The following is a 20233-nucleotide window of genomic DNA, read 5'->3' as shown; positions in this document are numbered from 1 at the left end:
TCAGGCCCGCCCGCGCAGCGGACGGCGCCGGCGCATCACGTGGACGCCCGCGCCCAGGGCCGCGACTCCAACGAGGCCCGCCCCGATGGCGGTCTCGGCGGTGGACGGGCCGAACGAGCCGCCGATACCGCCCTGTGCGCCGTTGCCCTGGAGGATCGTGAACCGGTGGGTGGCGACCAGGCTGTTGTCGTTGCACTTGACCGACAGCGTGTGGTTGCCGGGCGAGGCGTGGTTGAAGATCCGGACGGTGGCGAACCCGGTGGAGCCGGCCGACAGGTTCGTCTGGGGAAAGTTGCCGGCCGACCAGACCGTGCCGCCGTGGCGGCATCCGGCCGCGCTGACCTGCATCGTCGAGCCCTGGTGCACGTTGTACGGATTGACGGTGACGTTGCTCGGTCCGTTGCCGGTGTTGCTCCCGTTGCTGCCCGCGGGAGAGCCGCCCAACGGGTCGGACGGGTTCGCGCCGGCGAACGGGGTACTGAGCCCGACGGCTACGCAGGCCGCCGCGGCCACGGTGAGGGCGCGGAGAACACGCATGGTGGAACCTCCAGCGGGAAGCGCCCCGGAGCGGTCGCCCGGGAAGATCGACGAGAACGCCTCCCATCTCGAACCCTCGGGGCGGCTCGCAACCAGCGCATTTCCGGCTTTGGGCCGCAAGGTTGAGCGACACGCCGCGACACGCGCGGCCCGGCTGACGGATCCGCAGGTCACGACCCGTCAGGCATTTATGTGACGAATACCTGGATGGGCGCACCCCTTCCGGCCCCGCCACCCGTTCGCCCTTCACCGATCGCCGTCTTGCGCAAGCAGCCTTAGCGTGCGTGAAGAAAGGGCGTACAGGGGTGGGACAAGAACGCGGGTCGGGACCCCCGCGTCGGGAAGGGAGAGCCATGACCGAGGACGAGAGCGAGCAGCCACCGAGAAGACGATCCCCCTGGGGCGTGCTCGCGCTGGTCATGCTCAGCGGCCTCGCCATGATGCGCAACGGAGCGGACGTCGGCGACGGGCCGCCGCAGCCGGCTGCCGCGGCGGCGGTCGGGGTGCCCGCCGAGCAGCTGCCGGCGGATCCGGCGGGACAGGGTGAGCAGCCGATGCAACAGCAGCAGCCCGCGCCGCCCGCGGAGGTGGAGCCGCTGGAACACTCGTCGGTCCAGCGCATCAAGATCCCCAACATCAAGGTGGACGCCCCGGTGATGCCCGTCGAGCTGGACGCGCAGGGCTGGATCGCGGCGCCGCCTCCGCAGGACCCGAACCTGGCCGGCTGGTACCTCAACGGCATCGCGCCGGGTCAGCGGGGCTCGGCGGTGATCGTGGGCCACGTCGACAACGCGAACGGCCCGGCGGTCTTCTACGGCCTGGGCGCGCTGCGCAAGGGCAACCACATCGAGGTGGAGCGGTACGACGGGCGCACGGCGGTGTTCGAGGTGTACGGCGTGGAGGTCTTCTCGAAGGAGACGTTCCCCGGAGCGCGCGTCTACGGGGACACCGGGCAGCCGGAACTGCGCGTGATCACCTGCGGCGGCGGCTACTCCAAGGCCCGCGGCTACGACGGCAACGTCGTCGTCTTCGCCCGGATGGTGCAGGCCCGCTGAGCGGCCGGCGGCCCCGCCGCAGTGCGCGGGGCCGCCGCCGGGGCCCGCACCATGCCCCGTCCCCCTCCCGGGCCCGGCCCCCGCCCCGCCCGGCTGCCCGGCAGCGCCGCCGCGGGAGACGTCCTCTTCAGCGGGGCGGCAGCGTGGGCAGCGTCATCCGGTAGCCGCGGGACAGGAGTTGGGGCAGGTACGTGCTCACCGCCCGGACGCTCTGCGAGCGGTCGCCGCCCGCGTCGTGGTTGAGCACGATCACGCCCGGCGCCGCGCCCTTGAGGACGTTCGAGACGATCGTGGTCGTACCCGGCTCCGTCCAGTCCAGCGTGTCCACCGTCCAGGCGAGCGGCTCCATGCCCAGCTCGGCCCCGATCTCGAACGCGGCCCGGTTCCACGCCCCGTACGGCGCCCTGAACCACATTGGCGCCTCCCCCACCGCCTGTTGTACGACCTCGCTCGTGCGGGCGATCTCGTCGGTAAGGGCGGGCCGGCTGAGCGTGGGGATGAGCGGGTGGGTCCAAGTGTGGTTGCCGATCAAGTGGCCCTCGGTGGCCATCCGGCGCAACAGGTCCCGGTTGTCGGTGGCCATCTCCCCGCAGACGAAGAACATGGCACGGACGTCGTACCGGGCGAGGGTGTCGAGGATGGCCGGGGTGTAGCGGGGGTCCGGCCCGTCGTCGAATGTGAGCACCATGGCGCTCGCGGTGCGGGCGTCGGGAGGCAGTTGCAGGATGGGCCGGGTCCGTACGGCGGGCTTGGCTGCGGGCGCCCGCAGCGGCGTCTCGGAGGTCATGGGGCTCAGCCGGTACGCGGCCTGCCCGGGGGCCTGCGGACGCAGGGCGCGGGCTCCGCCCGGTCCGGCGGCTCCGCCGGGCCCCGGCGCCCCGACCGCCGTGCCGCCTCCGGGGGCCGCGCCGAGGCCCGCGCCCGGTGCGCCGCCCGCCGCGCTCTGGCCGGGTGCGCCGGTCTCGCCGCCGGTGAGCAGTCCGGAGGCCGCGGCGATTCCGAGGAAGACGGCGGTACGCAGGAGCACGCGTCGCCCTACTGTCGGCTCGTCATTTTTCATTATTACTACGTATCAACGACATCCCCGCAGATGTCGAGAGGCACGAACGCGCGGGCCTCCCCTCACCCGATCAGCCGCGCCGCACCAGCGGGAAGGGCAGCGTCTCGCGGATCGTGAGGCCCGTGAGGAACATGACCAGCCGGTCGACGCCGATGCCCAGACCGCCGGTCGGCGGCATCGCGTACTCCAGCGCGTCCAGGAAGTCGTTGTCGAGTTCCATCGCCTCCGGGTCGCCGCCCGCCGCGAGCATCGACTGGGCGGTGAGCCGGCGCCGCTGCTCCACCGGGTCGGTCAGCTCCGAGTAGGCGGTGCCCAGTTCGGTCCCGAAGGCGACCAGGTCCCAGCGCTCGGCGAGGCGCGGGTCCTTGCGGTGCTGCCGGGTCAGCGGGGAGACGTCGGTGGGGAAGTCCTTGTAGAAGGTGGGAAGCTTGGTCTTCTCTTCCACCAGGCGCTCGTACATCTCCAGCACCACGTCGCCGCGGGTGTCCTCGGGCGCGTTGGGCACCTTGGCCCGGTCGCAGAGCCGGCGCAGGACGTGTTCCGCGGTGTCGGCGTCGACCTCCTCGCCGAGGGCCTCGCTGATCGCCCCGTACATCGTCTTGACCGGCCAGGGTCCGGAGATGTCGTGGACGACGAGCTTGCCGTCCGGGCCCGCCTTGTGGGCGACCGGCGAGCCGAAGGCGGCGGTCGCGGCGCCCTGGATCAGCTCGCGCGTGAGGTCGAGCATCACGTCGTAGTCGGCGAAGGCCTGGTACGCCTCCAGCATCGTGAACTCGGGGTTGTGCTTGTAGGAGACGCCCTCGTTGCGGAAGGTGCGGCCCATCTCGAAGACCTTCTCCAGGCCTCCGACGCACAGCCGCTTCAGGTACAGCTCCGGCGCGATGCGCAGGTACAGGTCGAGGTCGTAGGCGTTGATGTGGGTCCGGAACGGCCGGGCGTTGGCCCCGCCGTGGATCTGCTGGAGCATCGGCGTCTCGACTTCGAGGTAGCCGCGGTCCAGCAGTCCCTGGCGCAGCGCCTGGACGGCCGAGGAACGGGCCCGTACGACGTCCCGCGCCTCGGGGCTCGCGACCAGGTCGAGGTAGCGGCGCCGGACGCGCGCCTCGGGGTCGGCCAGGCCCTTGCGCTTGTCGGGGAGCGGGCGCAGGCACTTGCCGGTGAGCTGCCAGGAGGTGACCAGGAGGGACGGCTCGCCGCTGCGGCTGGCGCCGACCTCTCCGCTCGCGACGACGTGGTCGCCGAAGTCGACCTGGGAGGTGAAGGAGTCCAGTACGTCGGGGCCGCTCTCGTCGCGGGTGAACATCAGCTGCACGTCCCCGGACCAGTCGCGCAGGACGGCGAAGACCACGCCGCCGAGGTCGCGCACGAGCATCACCCGGCCGGCGAGGGCGGCCTGTTCTCCGGATCGGGCGCCGGGCCCAAGTGCGGGGCGCGCGGCCGACAGCTCGGCCACGGTGTGGGTGCGCTGCCGGATGCCGACGGGGTACGGGTCGGTGCCGGCCGCCCGGATGCGCTCCAGCTTGTGGTGGCGGACCCGGACCTGTTCGGGCAGCCGCTCGGCCCGCGCCGCCCTTGCGGCCTCCGCCCCCACGAGGTCCAGCCCGAGGGAGTCGATGGGGGGCAACCCTTCTGTGCTGGCGGGTGCGGTCAGGCCCCGGGCGTGCGCGTTGCCCCAGAGTTTGCGCAGGCTGGGTACGGAGACGAAGCCCTCTGCGATGCCGGACGCGAGGCTGACCCGGGCGAGCGAGCCGGCGTCCTGGTAGCAGAGGAACCGCGGGTACCACTCGGGCCCGTACTTGACGTTCGAGCGGTACAGGGCCTCCAGCTGCCACCAGCGGGAGAAGAACAGCAGCAGTTTGCGCCACAGCTTGAGGACCGGGCCGGCGCCGATCCGCCCGCCCTCCTCGAAGGCGGAGCGGAAGACGGCGAAGTTGAGGGAGATCCGGTGCACGCCCAGGCCCGGGGCGGCGGCGCACAGCTCGGCGACCATGAACTCCATGACGCCGTTGGGGGCGGTGCGGTCGCGGCGCATCAGGTCCAAGGAGATGCCGTCCTTGCCCCAGGGGACGAAGGACAGCAGGGCGATCAGCTCGCCCCGGGCGTCGAAGGCCTCGACGAGCAGGCAGTCCCCGTCGGCGGGGTCGCCGAGCCGGTCCAGGGCCATGGAGAACCCGCGCTCGGTCTCGGTATCGCGCCAGGTGTCGGCGCGGTCGATGATCCACTGCATCTCCTCCTCGGTGAGGGCGGAGTGGCGGCGGATGATCGTGGTGGCTCCGGCGCGCTTGACGCGGTTGACGGCCTGCCGGGTCACGCGCATGTCGCGGCCGTCGAGGTCGAAGTGGGCGACGTGCAGGATCGCCTCGTCGCCGAGCTGGAGGGCGCTGAGCCCGGAACGGGCGTACGCGGTGGCCCCGTCCTCGGAGGCGCCCATGACGGCGGGCTGCCAGCCGTGGCGGCGGGCGACGGTGAGCCAGGCGTCGACGGCGGGGCTCCAGGCGGCGGGGTCGCCGACCGGATCGCCGCTGGCGAGGCAGACGCCGGCCTCGACGCGGTAGGTGACGCCGGCCCTGCCGTTGGGGGCGAAGACGACGGCCTTGTCACGGCGGGTCGCGAAGTAGCCGAGGGAGTCGCTGCGGCCGTAGGCGCCGAGCAGGGCGCGGATGCGGGGTTCCTCGTCCCCGTGCAGGGCGGCGGTCAGGCGCTGCGAGCGGAACAGGGTCGAGGCGGCGTTCAGCAGGGCGAGGGCGCCGAAGAGGCCGAGGAAGAAGTACAGCGGGCGGGGCGGCTGGCCGTCGAACTGGCGGGGCGAAACGAGGCCGCCGAAGACCTGCCGGGCGGCCCAGTCCAGCCATTGCCCCTTGGGCAGGGTGCCGGGGAACAGGGCGACCAGACCCCAGCCGAGCAGCACGGCGACGAGCAGCCCCAGGCCCAGGACGAACAGGGCGCGCCAGAAGGCTCCGGGCCGGGAGGCGGCGTAGAACTCCTTGCGGGCGGCGATCAGGATCCCGAGGGCGGCCACGGCGAGGCCCATGGAGGGCCCGCCGATCCAGTAGTACTCGTCGGCGATGATCAGGACGTCGACCAGGACGAGCAGGGCCAGATAGGTGACGACGATCCACCAGGCGACCTTCTTGCGGGTGCCGAGGGCGGCGGCGAGCAGGAACAGGAAGACGGCGTAGGCGAGGTTGGCGCTGACGGGCACCACGATCGCGTCGAGGAAGCGCACGACGTGCCGCAGGAGGTGCCGCAGCGTCGGGGAGAGCGCCAGGAGGGCGCACAGCAGTCCGAGCGTTCCGAAGAACGCCGCGAACGCGTCGGGCACCCGGTTGAGGAATCGGTTCCGCGTTCCCCGGGTCTCCTCCGTGGTGGCACTCATGGTTCGCACTGTAGGGAGGCCCGCGCCGCCGCGCGCGGCGAAGGACATAACGTGGGGAGCGTGACAGAGCACGTGAACACGGGATTCGAACGCGGTACGGACGGCCCCAAGGTGATCCTGGCCGGCGTGGACGGGTCGGAGTCCTCCCTGCGGGCGGCGGCGTACGCGGCGGGGCTGGCCCGGCGGCAGAACGCGCTGCTGGCGCTGGTGTACGTCCAGCCGGTGATGCCGGCCGGGGCCTCGCTGGGCGCGCCGGTGGCCGACACCACGGGCGAGATCGCCGAGGGCCTGGTGGCCGAGATCCGGGAGGCGGCGGAGCGGCTCAAGGGCATCTACGAGGTGCGCTGGCAGTTCCACACCTTCCGCGGCGATCCGTACGCGGGGCTGGTGAGCGCGGCGCAGGAGCTGACGGCGGACGCGGTGGTGGTCGGCGCCTCGGAGCAGGCCGGACACCGCATCGTCGGTTCGGTGGCGGTCCGGTTGGTCAAGGCGGGCCGCTGGCCCGTCACGGTGGTTCCGTAACGGGCCGGAGGCGCCGGCCGGAGGTCCGGAGGCGCCGGCCGGGGAGACCCGCCGGGGGGGCTACTTCGCCATGGTCAGGCCGTCCTTGGCCGCGCCGCGGCCGAGGACGGCCTCGCTGACGGCGTCCTGGGCGCTCTCGTACTCGTCGTGTCCGGGGTCCTGGGCGAGGGCGGCGGGCAGATTGACGACCTTGCCGGCGGACAGGTCCATCATCTGGGGGATGAACTCGGCCTTGACGACCTGCCAGCGCCCGCCCGCGGCGGCCGGTGGGGCGAAGGTGAAGCGGCCGATCGAACCGTAGTTGCCGCGCATGTCCCGCGCGCCGGAGTAGTTGAACATCTCGCCGGCCACCTGGTCGCCCATGCCGTAGATGATCCACGTCCCGTTGACCTTCTCGTAGGCCTGCGGGATGTGCGCGTGCGTGCCCAGGATCATGTCGATGTCGGGGCGCCCGCCGGTCTGCGAGGCCGTCAGCTCCTTGCCGAGCGAGAGCTGCTTCTCGTCCGGCTCGGTCTGCCATTCCGTGCCCCAGTGCAGGCTGACCAGGACCACGTCGGCGCCCGCCTTCCGGGCGGCCCGGGCGTCCGCGATGATCTTGTCCTTCTCCATCAGGTTGACGGCCCAGGGCCGCCCCTCCGGCATCGGGTAGCCGTTCGTGTCGTACGTGTACGCCAGGTGCGCGACCTTCGCGGAGCCCGCCGAGTACACGGTCGGCGTGGCCGCTTCGGCCGCCGTACGGGCCGAACCGGCGTGCTTCAGACCGGCCTCGTCGAACTTGTCGAGGGTACGCCGCAGCCCTTCGGCACCGGCGTCCAGCGTATGGTTCGAGGCCGTGGAGCAGCCGTCGTACCCGGCGTCCTTCAGCCCGTCTGCCACTTCGGGCGGGGACTGGAAGGCCGGGTAGCCGGTGAACGGCCCGCCGTCCTCCCCATACACGGTCTCCATGTGGCAGATCGCCAGGTCAGCGGCCGAGACCACCGGCTTGACCAGGGAGAACATCGGTTTGAAGTCGTGGCCGTCACCCTCGGCGTCGGCCGCCGCCCGCTTGATGACCGAGTCGTGCGGCAGCACGTCGCCGGTCGCCACCAGGGTGAAGCCCTTCGCGGCGCCGTCGGCCCGGGCCGAGTGGGACCCGGAGCCGGTGGACGGGGCCGGGGCACGGGAGTTGCCGAGACGGGCCGGCGCGGGCTCCTTGGTGGAACAGCCTGCGCTGGCCGCGGCCAGGAGGACTGCCGACAGGAGCACTAAGGCCTGCCGGGTGCGCTTGGTCATCTGAGCCAGCTCTCATTAGTAGGACTATCTGATCATCTGTAATCCATAGGGAGAGACGTCACCAGTCGGACTACGGCTGCGAGGGAGGGCGCCCCTCCGCATCCGGGCGGCCGTTCGCCGCGCCGTTCGACCGTTCACCGACGGGCGCGGCCGCCCACCGGTTGACCGGGGTGCTTGGGCGCAACGCCGGGACGGGACGGTTCCCGGGGCGCTCCGTGCAGGTGAGGGTGGGTCCGTCGGAGCCGAACGGACCCAGGAAGGAGCCACTCGTGCCCCTCTCCCCCACCCTCCCGCGCACGGACCCCGAGGCACTGGCCGAACTCCAACGCGACCACGGGCGGGCCCTGTTCGGTTTCCTGGTCGGCCTCACGGCCGGGGACTCCCAGCGCGCCGAGGACCTCGTGCAGGAGACCCTGGTCCGGGCGTGGCAGCACCCGGAGGTACTGGAGAGCGATCACGAGTCCATGCGGCCCTGGCTGTTCACCGTGGCGCGGCGCCTCGCGATCGACGCCCGGCGCGCACGGCTGTCCCGACCGCAGGAGGTGGACCCGGAAGGGCTGGAGCAGGCGCCCGCACCCGAGGACACGGTGGCCGGCTCGGTCACGGCGATCGATGTCCGGCGGGCCGTCGGCTCCCTCGGGCCGGAGCACCGCGAGGTCCTGATGCAGGTCTACTTCCAGGACCGCTCGGTGGCCGAGGCGGCGGCGGAGCTCGGGATCCCGGCGGGAACGGTCAAATCCCGTACGTACTACGCGCTACGCGCCCTGAGGAAGGACCTCCAGGGGTACGGCTACGGGCTCGGCGCCTGATTCCGGCGCCCCATCCCGGCGCCCGGTCGAGGGAGGCCGCGTGGCGAACGAAACGAATACATGCGGATCGGACACAAAACGCATCGAAATCGGCCTCAGAGCGTTCAAGTTGGGTAAACATCCCCCGTTCCGCGAGTCACTCGGTGAAGGCTCATGGCTGACGACCGGAAGCTCGACGCGCGGGAGAAGGTGGAACGGTGCAGCCCGAGGGTACGAACGGCACCAGTGACGGCGGGCTCGCGGTGCCCATGGCATGGCTCTATGCGGAGTACATCGCCGACGAACTGCTGCGCACGGGCCGGCTGATCCCGGTCAGTACCCTGGAGTTCCGCGCCGGGCGGGACACGCTCGCGCTGACGATCTACCTCTCCGACGCGGCCGGCGAGCTCTCCGGGATCCGCGTGGTCTCGCAGCTCGACGAATGGCTGTCGCTGACGGCGTACGGGCATCCCTGGCGCGACTGGGTGGACACCCGGTTCCTCGCGCTGGGCGAGGAGGCCAGGGAGCGCGGCCGCGGCGAGGACCCCGACCTCGAACTGGCCCGGGCCGCCTGGCGCTGGCTGGACCGCACGGAACTGTTCGCCACCAACCTCGACCCGGGCCGGCACGGCCACACCGACACCCCGGTGGGCCTGGACGAGAACGCGCGGGTGTGGACCCCCGCGTGGCAGCTGGGCCTGCCGTTGGGCCACTTGGCGATGCACCTGTTCTGACGAACCATCACTGTGCAGGACTTCCAGTGCCGTTACGGCGCTCGGGCGCTGCTTCGACGCTGCTTCGGCGCTGCTCCGGTGTTCTGCCGCGGGCGCCGGGGTCAGCGGTCCCGGTGCGGGCCCGGCGCCTCGGCCGGATCCATCACCAGGCCGGTGAAATCTGCCTCGTTGCGCTCGGCCCGGGTGACGTACCAGCGGGCGATCAGCCACATCGCCGGATACACCACCAGCCCGAGGGCCACCCAGACCGGCGGCCCAGATGCGGAGCGCGGCAGCGCGAACAGCACCGGCAGCGTCCCGACGAGCAGCGTCAGGACGCCCAGCGCCCCGAGCCCGGCCCGGAGCTGGCTGCGCATCAGCGCCCGTACGTAGGTGGCGCCCAAGGTGGTCTGTTCGGAGATCTCCGAACGGGCCGGGGTGTGCGCCGGCGGTCGGCGGCGGGCGCCGCGCGGCACACCCGTGACGACCTCGCGCCGGGACGGCGACGGCGGCTGCTGGTGCCGCGACGGCGGCTGCTGCTCGGCCATGGGGCCGGAGTCTACGCAGGGCGACGTCATTTGAGGAGGCGGGACAACCTCCGGTCCGCGAGGGGCTTGCCGCCGGTCTGGCAGGTCGGGCAGTACTGGAGCGAGGAGTCGGCGAACGACACCGACCGGACGGTGTCCCCGCACACCGGGCAGGGCTCCCCGTCCCGGCCGTGCACCCGCAGCCCGCTCTTCTTCTCGGCCTTGAGGTTCCCGGCGGCGACGCCGTGCGCCCGCTCGACGGCCTCGCGCAGGGTCCGCCGGACGGCCTCGTACAGGTGGGTGACCTGCTCCTCGTCGAAGGAGGTGGCCAGTTTGAAGGGCGAGACCTTCGCCGCGTGCAGGATCTCGTCGCTGTAGGCGTTCCCGATCCCCGCGATGACGCTCTGGTCGCGCAGCACGCCCTTGATCTGCCGCCGCTCTGCGGTGAGGAGCGCGGCGAACGCGTCCCGGTCGAACGCGTCGGCGAGCGGATCGGGACCGAGGCGGGCGATGCCGGGCACCTCCCGGGGGTCGCGGACGACGTACGCGGCGAGGCGCTTTTGGGTGCCGGCCTCGGTGAGGTCGAAGCCGCCGCCGCCCTCCAGGCGGACGCGCAGTGCGAGCGGCCCCTTGCCGGGGCGCGGCGGCTTGTCGGGCAGGGTGTCCTGCCAGCGCAGCCAGCCGGCCCGGGCCAGGTGGGTGACGAGGTGGAGCTCGCCGATCCGCACGGCGAGGAACTTGCCGTGGCGGGTGGTGGCACCGGCCCGCTGCCCTTCGAGGGCGGTGAGCGGCGGTTCGTACGTCTTGAGCACGCTGACGGCGAGCGGGAGGACGCGTTCCACCACCCGCCCGGCGAGGTGCTCGTCGAGGAACTCCCTCAGGGCCTCGACCTCGGGCAGCTCGGGCATGCACCCAGCCTCCCCCGCCGCCCCCGCCCCGGCTACCCGAACCGGGAGCTGCGCACCGGGCCGGGTGAGCGGACGCGGTCGCGCGGGCCCCGGAGCCATCCGGTGGCCACGGCCTCGGTGAAGGTCCGCAGCGCCCGGTCCGGGTCGGCGGGGGTCTGCCCGTCGCCCTCGTCCGGGGTCGGGTCGGCGGTGACGATGTCGCGGGCGAGCTCCTCGGCGGGCCGGGGGTCGGCGGGCCGCGGTCCCTGCTCCGCCCACGGGGCGACGGTGTGCTGGGCCAGCAGGCCGCTGACGTCGGCGGTCACGGCCGGCGGGTCGGTCCAGCAGGTGGCGTGCTCGTACAGGACCTGGCCGTCGGTGCGCCCGTGCAGGCCGGACAGGAGCTCGGTGTCGTGGGCGTTCAGGTCGTACGCCACCACGAGGGTGTCCGTGCGTGCCGGATCGTACGGTACGGCGGGCAGCCCGAGCAGCTCGGCCGCCGCCAGCCCGATGGCCTGGCAGGGCCGGCCGGGCAGCAGGGAGACGGTGCCGGGGCGGCGGCCGGCGGCGTCCAGGACGAGGCCGAGCCGGTGCAGGGTGTGGCGGCACAGGGCGGGCTGGTCGCCGAGGTAGGCGTAGCGGCCGGTCATGCCCGCGTCGAAGCCGTACGGGGAGAGGGTGGCCAGCAGGCCTCCCGTGAGGGCGAAGTGCCAGCCGCGCAGGTCCTGGCCGCCGAGTGCGCCGGCAGCCTCGGCGAGCGCGGTCCGGGCAAGGATCCGCCGCTGCCGGTCCCGGGCGCCGAGCCACCGGGTGTCCTCGGGGTCCGGCAGGGCGGCGGCCGTCCGGCGGGCGGTGTCGAGGTCGCCCGCGAAGAGGGCGTTGTGGACCAGCAGGTACCGCTCGGGCCAGGGAGCCAGGGCGGCACCCCGCCCCGCGAGCAGGGCGGCGGCCTCGCCGTGCCGGTGCTCGTCCTCCAGGGCGGACGTCAGTTCCTGCAACAGCCCCCGGGAGTCGGGCACCAGGGCGAAAGCCCGGCGCAGCGGTGCCACGGCGAGGAACGCGATCCCGTGCTCGACGCAGCCGTAGCCGAGGTCGTAGAGCGCCTGGGGGTCGTGGGGCTTGCGGGCGGCGGCCTTCGCGGCCCGGGCGAGGTCGTCGAACCCGGCTGCTTCGGCCAGGTGCCGCGTCGCTTTCGCGAGGTCGGCCAAGGGGGCGGTCTCGGCGTGGGGCCGCAGGCTGCGCACGGCTCCGGGAAGATCTCCGGCCTTGATCAGCCGGCGGACGTCGTCAGTCATCTGGGTCATCGCGTTGATCATCCGCCACGGCTGCCGGCGGCCGCAACGGATTTGGTGCCGGCCGGACCGCGCGGTGCGGGTCAGGACATCACGAACTCGCACCAGACGCATTTGCCGCTGCCCCGGGGTTCCACGCCCCAGACGTCCGACAGGCGGTCCACCAACATCAGGCCGCGGCCCGAGACGCCCGAGACGCCCGCCTCGCGGCGGCGCGGCAGTGCGCTGGAGCGGTCCTCGACCTCGACGCGGAGGCGGCGGTCGGGCCCCGTCAGGACCCGGAGGGTGACGATCGCCGGGCCGTCCGTGTGCATGAGGGCGTTCACGATGAGCTCGTCGGCGACGAGTTCGATCTCGTCGGCCCGGTCCCGGGCGCCCCACGCGCGCACCGCCGCGCCGATCATGTGGCGGGCGGCGACCAGGGCTTCCGGGTCGCCGGGGGCCACGTGCTGCTGGAGGCGGCCGCCGCTCTGCGGGGCTTCCTCGGCCTCGCGGCGCAGCAGGAGGAGGGCCATGTCGTCGTCGCCGCCCCGCTCGTCGATCACCTCGCAGAGCCGGTCCGCCAGCCGTGCGAGGTCCGCAGGTCCGCTCCGGACCAGGGCGGTGAGCAGCTGGATCCCGTCGTCGAGGTCCGCGCCGGGGTGTTCCACGAGGCCGTCGGTACACAGCAGGAGCGTTTCGCCCGGGTCCAGTTCGACGGTGGTCACCGGGTACGCCAGGCGGCCGAACTCCGCCGACAGGCTCAGCGGCATGCCGCCCTCCACCGGCAGCCGCCGGCAGTCCCCGTCGCGGGTGCGCAGCAGGGGGTCGATGTGCCCGGCGCGGACCACTTGGAGCACGCCGGTGGAGAGGTCGGCCTCCACGTAGGTGCAGGTCGCGAAACGGTCGGTGTCCAGCTCGTGCAGGAAGACGGAGGCCCGGGCCATGACCGTGCCCGGTGCGTGGCCTTCGGCGGCGTACGCGCGCAGCACGATGCGCAGCTGGCCCATGACCGCCGCCGCGTGGGTGTCGTGGCCCTGGACGTCACCGATGACCGCGCCGACCCGGCCGCCGGGCAGCGGGATGACGTCGTACCAGTCGCCGCCGATGTCCCGGCCCATCCGGGCGGAGCGGTACCGTACGGCGATCTCCGCACCGGGCACCGAGGGGATCCGGCGCGGCAGCATCGCCTGCTGGAGGCCTTCCGCCAGGTCGTGCTCCTGTTCCAGCAGCATCGCGCGCTGGAGGCTCTGCGCGATGCTGCTGCCCAGGGCGACCAGCAGGTTCCGCTCGTCCTGGGTGAAGCCGTCCTTGTCCTGGTAGAGCAGTCCGATCGCGCCGATCGGGCGGGCTTGGGCGATCAGCGGCAGGTAGGCGGCCGCCGAGATCCGCATGGACGAGATCTTCGACCAGAGCTCGGGATAGCCCTCGGCGAATTCCTCCGCGGAGTCGAGGAAGCGCGGTTGCAGCGAGCGGACGACCTCGCTCATCGGGTACTGCTCGTCGATCCGGGTGTACCGGGTGCCGGGGACGAAACTGTCCTGGGGGCCCTCGGCCACGAGGTGGATGCGCCCGGCCTCGACGAGGCCCATCACCATGCCCATGGAGCCGAGCCGCTCCAGACCGTGGGCGTCGCCGATGACGTCGATGACGTCCCGTACGGTCCGGGCGTGCGCGAGGGCGGCGGTGGTGCTCTCGACCACCGAGGTCTGGCGGCGCCGCTCCTCGTCGAGGCCGAGGCGTTCCGCCGAGTGGCTGAGCTCCTCGGTGGCGTCGCGGACGATGCCGATGATCCGGAACGGGCGGCCGTCGGGGCCGCGCATGACGCGGCCCTGGGTGTGCGTCCAGCGCAGCCGCCCGTCCTTGCAGCGGATCCGGAAATAGGCGCCGTAGCTGTCTTCACCGCTCTTGAGGGCGCTGGAGACGAGGGCGTCGAGCCGGGTCTGCTCGGCGGGCGGGACCCGTGGGGAGAGGGACTCGGGCCGTCCGTCGTACGCGTCGGGCGTCGTGTCGAACACGTCGAGGGCAGCCGCGTCCAGGTGCATGAGACCGGTCTCCAGGTCCCAGTCGAAACTGCCCATGCGGTTCAGCGAGAGCGACCGGTCCGGGTGTGCGGGCCAATCGTCCGGCAGCGATACGGTGGTCGGCACCGGTCCACCATGACACACCGGCCGGTCAGGCGCTCCCCAGCGAGGAGACGGGGTCCGAGTGGGACCGGCGCCGGTCCGGGGCGCCGAACGGGTCGTACGGGGAGCCCTGGTCGTACGGGGCGACCGGGTCGCCCGCGTCGCGCGGCAGCGGCATCGAGCCGTCGGGTTCCGGCTGGTGCCCCGGGTCGGCCGGGCCCTGCGGGGGCAGGTCCGGCGGAAGGTCGGCGAGCGGGTCGGCCAAGGGGTCCAGGGGGTCGGAGGGGGCTCCCGGGGGTACGTCGCCCGGCTGGTTCCGGGGCGCGTCGGAGCGCGGAGGTGCGGGCGGCTGCGCGGGCCGCTGCCGCTGCGGGGCCGCCGGCGTGGGCTGGCCGGGCTGGGCGGGCTGGGCGGGTTGGGCCTGCTGCTCGCTCTGCGCCGGCACGCAGTCCGTGGCCTGGGGGGCCGGGACCCCGGCGGGTCCGCTGGGCGGTTTGGGCGGGGCCGGCGGCGCGGTCCGGGCCAGGCCGTTCGCCCCGGCGCCCGCGCCGTCGTTGGTCTCGGGCGGGGCGCACGGTTCCGCCGAGGCGGCTCCGGGCGGGGTCACGGGGCCGACGGGGATGCCTTCGGCCGGGTCGTACGCGGGGACCGGCTGCGGGGTGCGGTCCTGGGCGCCGTCGTCGCCGGTCTTGCGTTCGAGCCAGGTGTTGTCGGCGATGTTGACGATGACCAGGCTCTTGATCGCGTGCTGGGCCGGTTCGACGACGATGACCTGGTGCGGCTGGTAGCCGTTCCACTGGTCGCCCTTGAGCGCCGACCCCTTGGGCGCGCGCGGCGCCTGGAGCGGGTTCCCGCAGGCGCACCGGACCCGGGGCATGCCGTGGTCGTCGACGAGGACGGCGGTGCCGGCCTGCAGGACGGACTGGAAGGCGTCCGCCCGGCCGTCGCGGAAGGCGTGGTTGGTGACGCGGGTGTCGGCGCGCAGGACGACCGGGGTGAGGCCGCGCAGGAACTCGGGGAGCTTCGCCGGCTCGACGGAGACGGCCTGGGCGAAGGCCTTGGCCTTGGCGTCGTCCTCGGTGAGGGCGCGCAGCTGCTGTTCCACGTCGCAGCTGCCCAGCCGCCTGGTGCCGCCGTAGAGGCCGGGGGTGTCCGCCTTGACGGTCCGGACGCCCTGGCCCGTGGGGTTGGGCAGCGGGGGCTGCGCGGGGGCCGACTCAGCGGTGGCCGAGGTGGCGGTGAAGGGGTCGGGGCCGGCCGAGGCGACGGGCTGGAGCAGGACCTCCTGGCTCTCGGGGCCGGCCGCGCTCGTGGGTTCTTCGGGGCTGCCGCAGGCCGCGGCGAGCAGCCCGAGGAGCGTGAAGACGGCGGCGCGGAGCGGTGTATGACGGCGCGGAGCCTGACGGTGTGTCGGTACGTGCACGTTTATCTCCCTTTTCGCCCCGGTTGTTCCCTCCTGTCTGCCGTATCCGCGGGAGGGCCGCAACCGGAGCGCCGGGGCGGAGGTACGGGCGCGTCTTGAACATGTTCAAGGAACCTCGTAAGGTCGCCATTGCGAGTTGAACGCGTTCAAGGCGTTTGGCCGCGCCGGGAGGGGAGTCCGCCGTGACGGTACTGGTGCACCTGATCGTCACCTTGGGCATGCTCTACGTCATCCCCGCCGGCCTGCGTCTGATCGACCCGGCCGGGCTGCGTACGACCGCCCGGGTCTGGCCCCTGCTCGCCGCCCCCGGGGCCCTGTGCCTCTGGCTGCCGCGCGGCGCCGCGGCCACGGCGCTCGCGGCCTGCTACGCCGCGGCCACGGTGGCCCTCGCCGCCCGGGCCCCGGCCCGGCTGCTGCGGGCCCTGCGGACACCGGCCGGCGCGATCCGCGCGCCCGCACCGGCGGAGATCGCCGTGCTCACCGCACTGATCTCTCCGTCGGTCGCCGGGACCGCCCTCGTCGCCGAACGCGCCGGGTACCGGCTGTTCGACTTCGATCTGGACGTCCTGGCGCTGACCGTGCCGCACTTCCACTTCGCCGGGTTCACCGCCGCCCTGGTCGCAGGGCTGGTGAGCCGGGCGGCCACACCCGCGCACGGGGCGCTGTCGCGCTGGGCCGCCTACAGCGTCCCCGGCGGGACCCTGCTCGTCCTCCTCGGCTACTTCGTGGACGACTGGGCGGAGCTGGCGGGAGCGGTGGTCCTGACCGGCGGGATGTGGGCGGTGGCACTGCTGACCTGGCGGGAGATACGCCCCGCCGCACGGGACCGCGCCACCGGGGCGCTGCTGGCGACCTCGGCCGCGGTCCTGGTGGCCACCATGCTGCTCGCCCTGTGGTGGGCGCTCGGCGAGGCCACCGACCTCGTACACCCCACGTTGACCTGGATGGCCGCGACCCATGGTCTCGGCAACGCGCTCGGCTTCGCCCTGTGCTCGCTGCTGGCCTGGCGCCGGCTGACCGGGGACGCCGCCCGACCGGAGGAGACCACCCCCATGACCCGACTCATCAGCACCACCAGCACTCGCGGCAGCGGCAGCACTCGCGCGAGCGGCAGCGGCAGCACCGGCAGCAGCAGCTCCTTCAGCTACGCCGACCGGGGAGCGACGCAGCACCGCCCGCTGCCCGCCGGATACAACCACCTGCACCACCGCACCCGGATAGGTCACGGCCAGGCCGTCTTCGAGACCGCCGGGACCGCCGTCACCACCTTCGGCGCCCACCGGGCCTCCGGCATGCTGATCCGGGCCGGCCACGGCTCGGTCCGGCCCGGGAGCCGGGTGGTGGTCGGGATCGGCTGCGGGCCGGTGCGGATCAGCGCGCCGTGCCAGGTGGTCTGGACGGCGTACGAGCCCGCGCGCATCGGCTTCGCGTACGGGACCCTGACCGGCCACCCGGAGTGCGGGGAAGAGTCCTTCATGGTGCACCGGGACCCCGACGGCACGGTGTGGTTCGAGGTGACCGCCTTCAGCCGCCCCAGCGCCTGGTACACGCGCCTCGCGGGCCCGGTGGTCCCCTTCCTCCAGCGGTGCTACGCCCGCCGGCTCGGCCGCACCCTGCGCAAGCTGGCCGCCGAGGCCTGATCCGCCCGATACTGGAGGGGATGGACTGGTTCACGGCGCCCGGTTACTGGCTGGGCCGGCTGGTCTTCCAGCGGGCCCTCGCCGGCGTCTACCTCTTCGCCTTCGTCGCGGCCGCCCTGCAGTTCCGGGCCCTGATCGGGGCGCACGGCATGCTGCCCGTGCCGCGCTACGTGCGGTACGTGCCGTTCAAAGGCGCCCCGAGCCTGTTCCAACTGCACTACTCGGACCGACTCTTCGCCTGCTGCGCCTGGGCCGGGGCGGCGGTCTCCGCAGCCCTGGCGGCCGGGGCGGGAGACCTCGTTCCGCTGGGCGCGGCCATGGGGATGTGGGCACTGCTGTGGCTGCTGTACCTGTCCATCGTGAACGTGGGGCAGACCTGGTACTCCTTCGGCTGGGAGTCGCTGCTGCTGGAGGTGGGCTTCCTCGCGGTCTTCCTCGGCAACGCGCGGGTCGGGCCGCCGGTGCTGGTGCTGTGGCTGCTGCGCTGGGTGGTCTTCCGGGTGGAGTTCGGCGCGGGGTTGATCAAGATGCGCGGGGACTCCTGCTGGCGCAAGCTGACCTGCCTCTACTACCACCACGAGACGCAGCCGATGCCGGGGCCGCTGAGCTGGTTCTTCCACCACCTGCCGAAGCCCCTGCACCGGGTGGAGTGCGCGGCCAACCACGTGACCCAACTGGTGGTCCCGGTGCTGCTGTTCACGCCGCAGCCGGTGGCCTCGTACGCGGCCGGGATCATCGTGGCGACACAGCTGTGGCTGGTGCTGTCGGGCAACTTCGCCTGGCTGAACTGGCTGACGATCACACCGGCCCTCTCGGCGGTCGACTTCACCGGGTTGGCGGGGCCGCCGCCGGCCGCCGCGTCGGCCCCGGCGCCCGTCTGGTTCGCCGTCCTCGTGTGCGCGGTGACCGTGCTGGTGCTGGTGCTGAGCCGGCATCCGGTGCGCAACATGGTCTCGCGGCGCCAGGTGATGAACCGGTCCTTCGACCCCCTCCACCTGGTCAACACGTACGGGGCCTTCGGCAGCGTGGGCCGGATCCGCGACGAGGTGGTGGTCGAGGGGACCGCGGACCGGGTGCCGAGGGAGGACGGGGCTTGGCAGGAGTACGGGTTCAAGGGCAAACCGGGTGATCCGCGCAAGATCCCGCGCCAGTTCGCCCCGTATCATCTGCGCCTCGACTGGCTGATGTGGTTCGCGGCGCTCTCCCCCGGCTATGCGCGGGAGTGGTTCGGGCCGTTCGTGGAGCGACTGCTGGCGGGCGACCGGGACACGCTGCGGCTGATCCGCCACAACCCCTTCCCGGACGCCCCGCCGACGTACGTGCGCGCCAGGCTGTACCGCTACCGGTTCACCACCTGGCGGGAGCTGCGCGAGACGGGCGCGTGGTGGCACCGCACGCTGCTGCGCGAGTACCTGCCGCCGACCCGGCTCGCCGAGGCCGCCTGGTCAGAGCCCGAGTAGCGCCGCCTCGCGCTCCGCGGAGACGCCGGGGGCCGGCCGGTCGGAGCGCTGCGGGGCGACGGAGCCGAGGGAACGGAGCCAGGCCCAGGTGTCGGCCACGGTCTCCTCGACGGGGCGGCACGCGAGGCCCGCCGCCCGGGCCCGGGTGACGTCGCCGCCGAACATGTAGTCGTGCAGCTCCCCTTCGGGGAGCCAGATCGGCAGCTCGGTCCAGGGCTGGACGCCGGCCTCCTCGATGCGGGCCGGGTCGGTCCAGCGGAGCTCGCCGCCGCCGCCGGTGACGGCCGCGCAGGCTTCGAGGAGGGCGCCCATCGTGGCGTGCCCGACCGGGGAGACCACGTTGTACGGGCCGCCGAGCCCGGCCCCGGCCGCGTCGAGGGTCCAGGCGGCGAGATCGCGTACGTCGATGTACTGGAGCGGGAGTTCCGGCCGGCCGGGGGCCAGGGTGGGGCCGCCGCGGGCGGTCCGGTTCAACCACCAGGGCAGCCGGCCGACGTTCTCGTACGGGCCGATGATCAGGCCGGCGCGCACCAGCAGGGCCCGGTCGCCGAAGGCGTCGACGGCGGCGATCTCACCGCCCCGCTTGTCCTCGGCGTAGGCCGTGGCGTCGGCGTCGGCCGAGCCGTCGACCAGCGGGCCGTCCTCGTCGATGCCGGCCGGGGCGGGGTACTTGTAGACCGAGCGGCTGGAGATGTACGCGTAGTGCCCGGCGCGGCCGGCCAGCAGTCGGGCGCTGTCGCGCACCGCGGTCGGGGCGCCGCCCCAGGTGTCGACGACCAGGTCCCACTCCCCCGCGGCGAGGGCGTCCAGGCCGCCGGGAGCGGTGCGGTCGCCGTGCACGGCGGAGGTGCCCGGCGGCGGGGCGTGGTGCCCCCGGTGGAAGACGGTGACGTCCCAGCCCCGGGACAGCGCGTCCTCGGTGATCGCGCGTCCGACGAACTCGGTACCGCCCAGCATCAGTAGCTTCATGCGGACCAGCGTGCCGGGGTCCGGGGGCGGCCGGAAGTCTTGATCGCCCTCAGCGATGACGCTCACGGCGTACGGCGTACGGGAACCTTCGACGCGCCCTGCACGGTCGGCGCAGCACCGCGCCCCCGTCGCCGGTGGGCTCGGGGGCGCTGTGTGAGGTCGTGGCTAGTCGATGCCGGGCAGGATGTGGGACTCCGCCAGGTCGTCCTCATAGCCCGCGAGCCGGATCGGAGCGGACCGGGCCCAGACTTCGAGGCTGCCGAGTTCGTCGGCATGGGGGCGGTTCCGCCGTGCCGGGTACTCCGCCAGCGTCTCGTCGGACTTCGTCGTCGTGTCTGTCACCGCGCACTCCTTTGTGTCGCGTAACCCGGAGGGCGAGCCGCGCGCCGGGCACAAGGGGTAAAGGGTTTCCGGACGCGGTGGCGCCATGGTGGAGCGTGGCCTGGATACGGCCGTCTTGTGACACTCAGAGTACACATATGAGCGCACCCCCGCTCGATGGATTGGCAAAATCCACTCGACGGTTTGATTTCCCCGCGTGTTCAGGAAGTCGTACGCCGGTGTGCCCGTGACGGGTGGTCTGCTCGACGGCGGTAGCACGACTGGA

Annotated in this window: 17 protein-coding genes and 1 pseudogene; 7 read left to right on the top strand and 11 right to left on the bottom strand. The window is 73.2% G+C overall.

The features are described from left to right. Positions 1-537 carry a hypothetical protein gene (locus tag OHA65_RS32860; protein ID WP_327279766.1) on the bottom strand — a complete coding sequence of 179 codons (537 nt, stop codon included), beginning with the start codon at positions 535-537 and terminating at the stop codon, positions 1-3. Positions 538-890: 353 nt separating this feature from the next. Between OHA65_RS32860 and OHA65_RS32855 the strand changes: the two genes are divergently transcribed. After that, positions 891-1592 (top strand): class F sortase, encoded by a 702-nt coding sequence (locus OHA65_RS32855; protein WP_327279765.1) that lies wholly within the window; start codon positions 891-893, stop codon positions 1590-1592. A gap of 127 nt (positions 1593-1719) precedes the next feature. On the opposite strand, the gene OHA65_RS32850 is transcribed toward OHA65_RS32855, so the two are convergent. Both OHA65_RS32850 and lysX read right to left on the bottom strand, forming a co-directional pair. After that, entirely contained in the window at positions 1720-2652 is a 933-nt protein-coding gene (locus OHA65_RS32850) for a polysaccharide deacetylase family protein (protein ID WP_327279764.1), read from the bottom strand. A gap of 70 nt (positions 2653-2722) precedes the next feature. Next, on the bottom strand, positions 2723-6028 hold the full coding sequence (gene lysX, locus OHA65_RS32845) for a bifunctional lysylphosphatidylglycerol synthetase/lysine--tRNA ligase LysX (protein ID WP_405763034.1): 3306 nt from the start codon (positions 6026-6028) through the stop codon (positions 2723-2725). Between the two features lie 60 nt (positions 6029-6088). Between lysX and OHA65_RS32840 the strand changes: the two genes are divergently transcribed. Further along, positions 6089-6550 (top strand): universal stress protein, encoded by a 462-nt coding sequence (locus OHA65_RS32840; protein ID WP_327279762.1) that lies wholly within the window; start codon positions 6089-6091, stop codon positions 6548-6550. A 60-nt stretch (positions 6551-6610) separates the two neighbouring features. Here OHA65_RS32840 and OHA65_RS32835 read toward each other — a convergent pair whose 3' ends face one another. Further along, a complete protein-coding gene (locus tag OHA65_RS32835; RefSeq protein WP_327279761.1) occupies positions 6611-7822 on the bottom strand; it encodes a CapA family protein in 1212 nt (403 codons plus the stop codon). Between the two features lie 269 nt (positions 7823-8091). Between OHA65_RS32835 and OHA65_RS32830 the strand changes: the two genes are divergently transcribed. Continuing rightward, positions 8092-8631, top strand: coding sequence for a sigma-70 family RNA polymerase sigma factor (locus OHA65_RS32830; RefSeq protein WP_327279760.1), 540 nt, complete (start codon positions 8092-8094; stop codon positions 8629-8631). 248 nt (positions 8632-8879) lie between these two features. Beyond that, positions 8880-9344, top strand: coding sequence for a hypothetical protein (locus tag OHA65_RS32825; protein ID WP_328765281.1), 465 nt, complete (start codon positions 8880-8882; stop codon positions 9342-9344). 101 nt (positions 9345-9445) lie between these two features. Here OHA65_RS32825 and OHA65_RS32820 read toward each other — a convergent pair whose 3' ends face one another. The 5 genes from OHA65_RS32820 to OHA65_RS32800 all read right to left on the bottom strand — a co-directional run bounded on the left by OHA65_RS32820 (position 9446) and on the right by OHA65_RS32800 (position 15557). After that, entirely contained in the window at positions 9446-9871 is a 426-nt protein-coding gene (locus OHA65_RS32820; protein ID WP_327279759.1) for a hypothetical protein, read from the bottom strand. A 26-nt stretch (positions 9872-9897) separates the two neighbouring features. Further along, positions 9898-10758 (bottom strand): DNA-formamidopyrimidine glycosylase family protein, encoded by an 861-nt coding sequence (locus OHA65_RS32815; RefSeq protein ID WP_327279758.1) that lies wholly within the window; start codon positions 10756-10758, stop codon positions 9898-9900. Between the two features lie 32 nt (positions 10759-10790). Further along, positions 10791-12041, bottom strand: coding sequence for a hypothetical protein (locus tag OHA65_RS32810; RefSeq protein ID WP_405763033.1), 1251 nt, complete (start codon positions 12039-12041; stop codon positions 10791-10793). Positions 12042-12112: 71 nt separating this feature from the next. Next, positions 12113-14176: a SpoIIE family protein phosphatase gene (locus OHA65_RS32805; protein WP_327279756.1), complete on the bottom strand. Its 2064-nt coding sequence runs from the start codon at positions 14174-14176 to the stop codon at positions 12113-12115. A gap of 7 nt (positions 14177-14183) precedes the next feature. Further along, positions 14184-15557: a DUF6777 domain-containing protein gene (locus OHA65_RS32800; protein WP_327279755.1), complete on the bottom strand. Its 1374-nt coding sequence runs from the start codon at positions 15555-15557 to the stop codon at positions 14184-14186. A 182-nt stretch (positions 15558-15739) separates the two neighbouring features. On the opposite strand from OHA65_RS32800, the pseudogene OHA65_RS32795 reads away from it, so the two are divergent. The 3 genes and pseudogenes from OHA65_RS32795 to OHA65_RS32785 all read left to right on the top strand — a co-directional run. Beyond that, positions 15740-16573: pseudogene (locus OHA65_RS32795) on the top strand (YndJ family protein); the annotation flags it as partial. 36 nt (positions 16574-16609) lie between these two features. Further along, positions 16610-17197, top strand: coding sequence for a DUF1990 family protein (locus OHA65_RS32790; RefSeq protein ID WP_405763475.1), 588 nt, complete (start codon positions 16610-16612; stop codon positions 17195-17197). Between the two features lie 20 nt (positions 17198-17217). Then, on the top strand, positions 17218-18657 hold the full coding sequence (locus tag OHA65_RS32785) for a lipase maturation factor family protein (protein ID WP_327279754.1): 1440 nt from the start codon (positions 17218-17220) through the stop codon (positions 18655-18657). Here the strand turns inward: OHA65_RS32785 and OHA65_RS32780 are convergent. Together OHA65_RS32780 and OHA65_RS32775 are read right to left on the bottom strand one after the other, a co-directional pair. Further along, positions 18643-19626, bottom strand: a complete 984-nt coding sequence (locus tag OHA65_RS32780) for an NAD-dependent epimerase/dehydratase family protein (RefSeq protein WP_327279753.1) — start codon at positions 19624-19626, stop codon at positions 18643-18645. The two genes, OHA65_RS32785 and OHA65_RS32780, sit on opposite strands and share 15 nt — an antisense overlap. 165 nt (positions 19627-19791) lie before the next feature. After that, entirely contained in the window at positions 19792-19968 is a 177-nt protein-coding gene (locus tag OHA65_RS32775; RefSeq protein WP_327286035.1) for a hypothetical protein, read from the bottom strand. Positions 19969-20233 lie beyond the last annotated feature (265 nt).

Origin of the sequence: Streptomyces sp. NBC_00045, assembly GCF_045041095.1 — a bacterium.
Classification (GTDB): domain Bacteria; phylum Actinomycetota; class Actinomycetes; order Streptomycetales; family Streptomycetaceae; genus Streptomyces.
The sequence above is the reverse complement of the archived record's forward strand: the minus strand, read 5'-3'. Positions and strand labels throughout refer to the sequence as shown.